Origin of the sequence: Streptomyces sparsogenes (genome assembly GCF_001704635.1) — a bacterium.
Taxonomy (GTDB): Bacteria; Actinomycetota; Actinomycetes; order Streptomycetales; family Streptomycetaceae; genus Streptomyces; species Streptomyces sparsogenes.
In genome coordinates this window covers 91,063-97,794 of record NZ_MAXF01000100.1, presented here as the reverse complement: position 1 = coordinate 97,794, position 6,732 = coordinate 91,063, and the positions used below count along the sequence as shown (strand labels likewise).

The window sequence follows — 6,732 nt, the reverse complement described above, 5'->3', positions numbered from 1 at the left end:
TGGTCGGCCAGGCGTAGGTCAGGTCGGCGCCGATGGACTGGGAGTCCATGACGATGTAGGCGCCGCCGTAGGCCTTGCGCAGGATGACCGAGATGCGCGGCACCGTGGCGTTGCAGTAGGCGTAGAGCATCTTGGCGCCGTGGCGGATGATCCCGCCGTGCTCCTGGTCCACGCCGGGCAGGAAGCCGGGCACGTCCAGCAGCGTGATCAGCGGGATGTTGAAGGCGTCGCACATCTGGATGAAGCGGGCGGACTTTTCCGACGCCTCGATGTCCAGCACCCCGGCCAGCGACTGCGGCTGGTTGGCGATGATGCCCACCACCTGGCCGTCCAGCCGGGTCAGGGCGCAGATGATGTTGGTCGCCCAGCGCTCGTGGACCTCCAGGTACTCGCCGTCGTCGACGATCTCCTCGATGACCTTGCGCATGTCGTACGGGCGGTTGCCGTCGGCCGGGACGAGGTCGAGCAGCGCCTCGCCGCGGCGGTCGGCCGGGTCGTCGGACTCGACGACCGGCGGGTTCTCGCGGTTGTTCTGCGGCAGCAGCGACAGGAGGTAGCGCACCTCCTCCAGGCAGCTCTCCTCGTCGTCGTACGCGAAGTGGCACACGCCCGAGGTCTCGGCGTGCACATCCGCGCCGCCCAGCCCGTTCTGGGTGACCTTCTCGCCGGTCACCGCCTGGACCACGTCGGGTCCGGTGATGAACATCTGCGAGGTCTCGCGGACCATGAAGACGAAGTCGGTGAGCGCCGGCGAGTAGGCGGCCCCGCCCGCGCACGGGCCGAGCATCACGCTGATCTGCGGGATGACGCCGGACGCCTTGGTGTTGCGCTGGAAGATGCCGCCGTAGCCGGCGAGCGCCGAGACGCCCTCCTGGATGCGGGCGCCGGCGCCGTCGTTGAGGGACACCAGCGGCGCCCCGGCCGCGATGGCCATGTCCATGATCTTGTGGATCTTGGTGGCGTGGGCTTCCCCGAGCGCCCCGCCGAAGATCCGGAAGTCGTGTGCGTACACGAACACGGTCCGCCCGTGTACGGTCCCCCAGCCCGTGACGACACCGTCGGTGTAGGGCCGCTTCGCCTCGAGCCCGAACCCGCTCGCGCGGTGCCGCCGCAGCGGCTCGACCTCGTTGAAGGACCCCTCGTCCAGGAGCAGATCGATCCGTTCGCGGGCCGTCAGCTTCCCCTTGGCCTTCTGGGCCTCGGTCGCCCGCTCGCTCGGGCCGCGCCGAGCCTGCTCGCGGATCGCGTGCAGCTCGGCGACACGCCCGCGGACGTCACTCGCCTCATCGGGCGCACCTTCGAGATTGGTCATGGAAAGACGGTACGTTCCCGGACCCTCCGAGACGCATGTCAATTCCATACAACGTCGCGCGCGTTTTGGTGGGTAGGCGGAACAGAACTGGACAGCGGATTTCCCGCCCCCGTTTACCGCACTGGTGAATCGGCGCTGTCGGCACCCCACAAACCCCGATGTGGCGGGCCGTGGAGCGGCGCCCACGACCACCCGTATGGGCGCGCCCGGCCGGGGATCCTGACCGGCCGGGCGCGGAGGCGGAGCGAGTCCTGAAGACGCGGGGCGTCCGGGTCAGCAGCCGCCGCAGTTGTAGTAGACGACGTCCCAGTGGTTGCCCTCGAGGGCGTAGATGTTGCCGGAGCCGGCCTGGTACTGCTTGGCGCCGTCACCGCGCACCCCGATGTAGGTGAAGTGGCCGGTGACGTAGTTGGTGACGCAGCTGTTGAGGGCGTAGTCGAGCTTGTAGCCGTTCCAGTGGCTGTAGGTGCCGCCGGCATGCCCGGTCTCGGTGCCGCCGGTGATGTTCAGGGCGCAGCCGCTGGCGCTCTTGAGGGTCTGGGCGCCCTGCGCGGTGGCCAGGTTGAGCTGTTCGAACGAGGTGCAGGTGGGGTTGTTCCGGTCCGAGCAGCCTCCGGAGGAGGACCAGGTGATGCCGCTGGCCCGGAACATCGACGTGGCCTGGGAGTGGCTGATCTTGGTGACCGCGAACGCCTCGCCGGCGCCGCTGATCACCCCGACTCCGGGGGCGAAGAGCACACCGAGGACGAGGACGAGGGTCGTGACGGCGGCGCTGCCGACGGAGCGGAGCTTCATGGGACCTCCTGCTGGGGACCGTGGGACCGTGCGGCTGTGCAGCTGGGGGGTGACAGCAGGATGATGGCGGACTTCTACGCGCGTCGCCACCCTTCGTGGTGAACGTCGGGGGCGAAAGTCCGGAGATTTTGCGTACGCCGGGAATGAGGTTAAGGTAGGTGACGTTGAAGATTCAACAGAACCCGGCCCCGGCGGAGCTACACCCCCAACGGCTCCGCCGGGGCCGCGGTCACCAACGGTGGCCGACGGCCGGGGCGCGACTGGTTTCGGCCTACCCCTGCGGCTCCACGCCGGCCCGCAGCAGCCCGTAGGCGTACGCGTCGTCCAGCGCCTGCCACGAGGCCGCGATCACGTTCTCCCCGACGCCCACCGTCGACCACTCGCCCTTGCCGTCCGTCGTCGAGACCAGCACCCGCGTCGTGGACTCCGTGCCGTGCTTGCCCTCCAGGATCCGCACCTTGTAGTCCACCAGCTCCATCGTGGCCAGCTGCGGGTAGAAGCGCTCGAGCCCCAGCCGCAGCGCCCGGTCCAGGGCGTTGACCGGGCCGTTGCCCTCCGCCGTGGAGACGATGCGCTCGCCCTTGGCCCAGAGCTTGACCGTCGCCTCGTTGGCGTGGGTGCCGTCGGGGCGGTCCTCGACGATGGCCCGCCAGGACTCGACGCGGAAGTAGCGGCGGGGTCGCCCCTCGACCTCCTCGCGCAGCAGCAGTTCGAAGGAGGCGTCGGCGGCCTCGTAGGTGTAGCCCGCGAGCTCGCGCTCCTTGACCCGCTCGACGACCCGGCCGACCAGCTCTCGGTCGCCGCTGAGGTCGATGCCCAGCTCCTTGCCCTTGAGCTCGACCGACGCCCGGCCCGCCATGTCGGACACCAGCATGCGCATGGTGTTGCCGACCAGCTCCGGGTCGATGTGCTGGTAGAGGTCGGGGTCCACCTTGATGGCGGAGGCGTGCAGCCCGGCCTTGTGCGCGAAGGCCGAGACGCCGACGTAGGGCTGGTGGGTCGAGGGGGTGAGGTTGACCACCTCGGCGATGGCGTGCGAGATGCGGGTCATCTCGGCGAGCGCGCCCTTGGGCAGGACCGCGCGGCCGTACTTGAGTTCCAGGGCGGCGGCCACCGGGAAGAGGTTGGCGTTGCCGACCCGCTCGCCGTAGCCGTTGGCGGTGCACTGGACGTGGGTGGCGCCCGCGTCCACGGCGGCCAGGGTGTTGGCCACGGCGCAGCCGGTGTCGTCCTGGGCGTGGATGCCCAGCCGGGCCCCGGTGTCGGCGAGGACCGTGCGGACCACCGCGTCGATCTGGGCGGGGAGCATGCCGCCGTTGGTGTCACACAGCACGACCACGTCGGCGCCCGCCTCGTGGGCGGCGCTCACGACCTGCTTGGCGTAGCCGGGGTTGGCGCGGTAGCCGTCGAAGAAGTGCTCGCAGTCGACGAAGACCCGGCGGCCCTGGGCGCGCAGATGGGCGACGGTGTCCCGGACCATCGCCAGGTTCTCCTCCAGCGTGGTGCGCAGGGCGAGTTCCACATGGCGGTCGTGGGACTTGGCCACCAGTGTGATCACCGGGGCCTGGGAGTCCAGGAGCGCCTGGACCTGCGGGTCGTCCTCGGCCCGTACGCCGGCCTTGCGGGTGGCGCCGAAGGCGACGAGCTGGGCGTGGGTGAAGTCGATCTCGGCGCGGGCCCGGGCGAAGAACTCCGTGTCGCGCGGGTTGGCGCCGGGCCAGCCGCCCTCGATGAAGCCCACGCCGAAGTCGTCGAGGTGACGGGCGATGGTCAGCTTGTCCGCGACGGTGAGGTTGATGCCCTCGCGCTGCGCGCCGTCGCGCAGCGTGGTGTCGAAGACGTGGAAGCTGTCGTCGGGCTGGTCCTTCATGGTGGTCTGGCTCCTGTGGGATCGATCTCGGTCTACCGGAATAACCGGTTCCGCGCCCTCCTATGATCCCTCGCGCTCCGCGTCCGGCGGGGTGGTCCGGAAAACGAAAAGACCCCTCGCGGGTGCGAGAGGTCTGCGCGCGGGTCTGGGGCACGGTGTCCGCGCCGTACCTGGTCGTACGGGGCGGTCACTGCGGACCGGCGCGCCTGCTGCCAATAATCATGGCGAACGAGAGCACTGGGGCAGTCTGGCACACTCCGCCCCCGCGCTCCGCTCCGTCTCAGGATGCGGGCCGCCGGGCCCGGCCCGGCGCTCGGCCCGGAATCACGTTCGAAGGGGGACCCGGCGTCAGCCCAGGCGGTGCATCCAGCCGTGGGTGTCGGGGGCCGCGCCGGTCTGGATGTCCAGCAGCGCCTTGCGCAGCTTCATCGTGACCTCGCCCGGCCGGCCGTCCGCCACCGTCCAGCTCGCGCGGGCGGACTTGACCGAGCCGACCGGGGTGATCACGGCGGCCGTGCCGCAGGCGAAGACCTCGGTGAGGCTGCCGTCCGCGTTGCCCTGGCGCCAGTCGTCGACGGAGATGCGCCCCTCGGAGACCTCGTAGCCCAGGTCGGCGGCGATCCGCAGCAGCGAGGCGCGGGTGATGCCCGGCAGCAGCGAGCCGGACAGCTCGGGGGTCACGATGCGGTTCCCGTACACGAAGTACAGGTTCATGCCGCCCATCTCCTCGATCCAGCGGCGCTCGATCGCGTCCAGCCAGACCACCTGGTCGCAGCCCTGCTCGGCGGCCTGCGCCTGGGCGACCAGCGAAGCGGCGTAGTTGCCGCCCGTCTTGGCGGCGCCGGTGCCGCCGGGCGCGGCGCGCACGTACTCCTCGGACAACCACACCGAGACCGGCTTCACTCCGCCGGGGAAGTAGGCGCCGGCCGGGGAGGCGATGACGACGAAGAGGTATTCGTTGGCGGGCCGCACACCGAGGCCGACCTCGGTCGCGAACATGAAGGGCCGCAGGTAGAGGGACTCCTCACCGCTGCCGGGCACCCACGCCTTGTCCTGGGTGACCAGCGCGTCGCAGGCCGCGATGAAGGTCTCGACCGGCAGCTCGGGCATGCCCATGCGGCGGGCGGAGGCGCGGAAGCGCTCGGCGTTCTGCTCGGGGCGGAAGGTGGCCACGCCGCCGTCGGGCTGCCGGTAGGCCTTGAGCCCCTCGAAGATCGTCTGGGCGTAGTGGAGGGTCATGTTCGCCGGGTCGAGCGAGAGGGGCGCGTACGGCACGAGCTGGGCGTCGTGCCAGCCTCGGCCCTCGGTCCACTTGATGGTCACCATGTGGTCGGTGAAGTGGCGGCCGAAGCCGGGGTTGGCCAGGATCCGCTCCCGCTCCTCGTCGGCGAGGGGGTGGGAGGAGGGCTTGAGCTCGATCGTGGGCGTCGTCATGAGTGGTAGTCCTTCACCGTTGGTTGTAGCGGACCGCGCTCGCGCCGCCCCGGCACTCGACGGGTACTAGGACGTCCGAGCTTCCTCTCATGCGACGGCCCCACGTCCGATTATCACCCGGAGTGGGGCCGTGGAAGAGATGCGTGCGTCTGCGCGGCCCAGGTCGATGGTCGCACCCAGCCGCGCGTCGGCACAGGCTGGGGTCAGCCGGATACTCGTGCGGCGAGCGCGTCGCCGATCTCGTCGGTGCTGCGCGGCACCTCGCCGCCGCGCTCCGCGAGGTCCTCCGCGACGGCCGTCTCGATGCGGGCCGCCTCGGCCTCGTATCCGAGGTGGCGGAGCAGCAGGGCCACCGACAGCACGGTCGCGGTCGGGTCGGCCTTGCCGGTGCCCGCGATGTCCGGCGCGGAGCCGTGGACCGGCTCGAACATCGACGGGAAGGCGCCGGAGGGGTTGATGTTGCCGCTCGCGGCGAGCCCGATGCCACCGGTGACGGCGGCGGCCAGGTCGGTGAGGATGTCACCGAAGAGGTTGTCGGTCACGATGACGTCGAACCGCTCGGGCTGGGTGACGAAGAAGATCGTCGCGGCGTCGACATGCAGATAGTCGGTGGTGACCTCGGGGTACTCCGCGCCGACCTGGTCGAAGATGTTCTTCCACAGGTGGCCCGCGTGCACCAGGACGTTGTTCTTGTGCACGAGGGTGAGCTTCTTGCGCGGCCGGGCGGCGGCGCGGGCGTAGGCGTCGCGCACCACGCGCTCGACCCCGTAGGCGGTGTTCAGGCTGACCTCGGTGGCCACCTCGGCCGGGGTGCCGGTGCGCAGCGAGCCGCCGTTGCCCACGTACGGGCCCTCGGTGCCCTCGCGGACGACGACGAAGTCGATGTCGGGCCGGCCGGCGAGCGGGGTGGCGGTGTTCGGGAACAGCTTCGAGGGGCGCAGATTGACGTAGTGGTCGAAGGCGAAGCGCAGCTTGAGCAGCAGCCCGCGCTCCAGCACGCCCGACGGCACCGACGGGTCGCCGATGGCGCCGAGCAGGATCGCGTCGTGGTTCTTCAGCGACTCGAGCTCCGCGTCCGGCAGGGTCTCGCCGGTCGCGTGCCAGCGCCGGGCGCCGAGGTCGTACTCCTGGGTCTCCAGCTTCACGTCCTGCGGCAGGACGGCCGTGAGGACCTTGAGGCCCTGGGCCACGACTTCCTTGCCGATACCGTCACCGGGGATCACTGCGAGGCGAATGCTGCGAGACATACCGGGACCCTACCCCTCGTCCCACTGAATGACATTGCCCGTCCGCCATATGGACAAAGCTTCGCCCGGACGGC

Annotated in this window: 5 protein-coding genes; all 5 read right to left on the bottom strand. The window is 70.4% G+C overall.

Going from position 1 to position 6,732, the window contains the following annotated elements; all coding sequences use genetic code 11:
• A partial coding sequence (locus tag BBH68_RS21710; protein WP_065965056.1) for an acyl-CoA carboxylase subunit beta occupies positions 1-1,312 on the bottom strand: 1,312 nt, incomplete at its 3' end.
• A gap of 273 nt (positions 1,313-1,585) precedes the next feature.
• Entirely contained in the window at positions 1,586-2,107 is a 522-nt protein-coding gene (locus BBH68_RS21705) for a hypothetical protein (protein ID WP_065965054.1), read from the bottom strand.
• Positions 2,108-2,378: 271 nt separating this feature from the next.
• The gene (cimA, locus tag BBH68_RS21700) at positions 2,379-3,977 is read right to left on the bottom strand and encodes a citramalate synthase (RefSeq protein ID WP_065965052.1); all 1,599 of its coding nucleotides are present in this window, start codon (positions 3,975-3,977) and stop codon (positions 2,379-2,381) included.
• 348 nt (positions 3,978-4,325) lie between these two features.
• A complete protein-coding gene (locus BBH68_RS21695; protein ID WP_065965051.1) occupies positions 4,326-5,411 on the bottom strand; it encodes a branched-chain amino acid aminotransferase in 1,086 nt (361 codons plus the stop codon).
• A 203-nt stretch (positions 5,412-5,614) separates the two neighbouring features.
• The gene (locus tag BBH68_RS21690) at positions 5,615-6,658 is read right to left on the bottom strand and encodes a 3-isopropylmalate dehydrogenase (RefSeq protein ID WP_065965049.1); all 1,044 of its coding nucleotides are present in this window, start codon (positions 6,656-6,658) and stop codon (positions 5,615-5,617) included.
• Positions 6,659-6,732 lie beyond the last annotated feature (74 nt).

Bases quoted from the DNA above. Each gene is read 5' to 3' on its own strand.
- BBH68_RS21690 (WP_065965049.1), bottom strand. From the start codon at position 6,658: ATGTCTCGCAGCATTCGCCTCGCAGTGATCCCCGGTGACGGTATCGGC.
- cimA (WP_065965052.1), bottom strand. From the start codon at position 3,977: ATGAAGGACCAGCCCGACGACAGCTTCCACGTCTTCGACACCACGCTG.
- BBH68_RS21705 (WP_065965054.1), bottom strand. From the start codon at position 2,107: ATGAAGCTCCGCTCCGTCGGCAGCGCCGCCGTCACGACCCTCGTCCTC.
- BBH68_RS21695 (WP_065965051.1), bottom strand. From the start codon at position 5,411: ATGACGACGCCCACGATCGAGCTCAAGCCCTCCTCCCACCCCCTCGCC.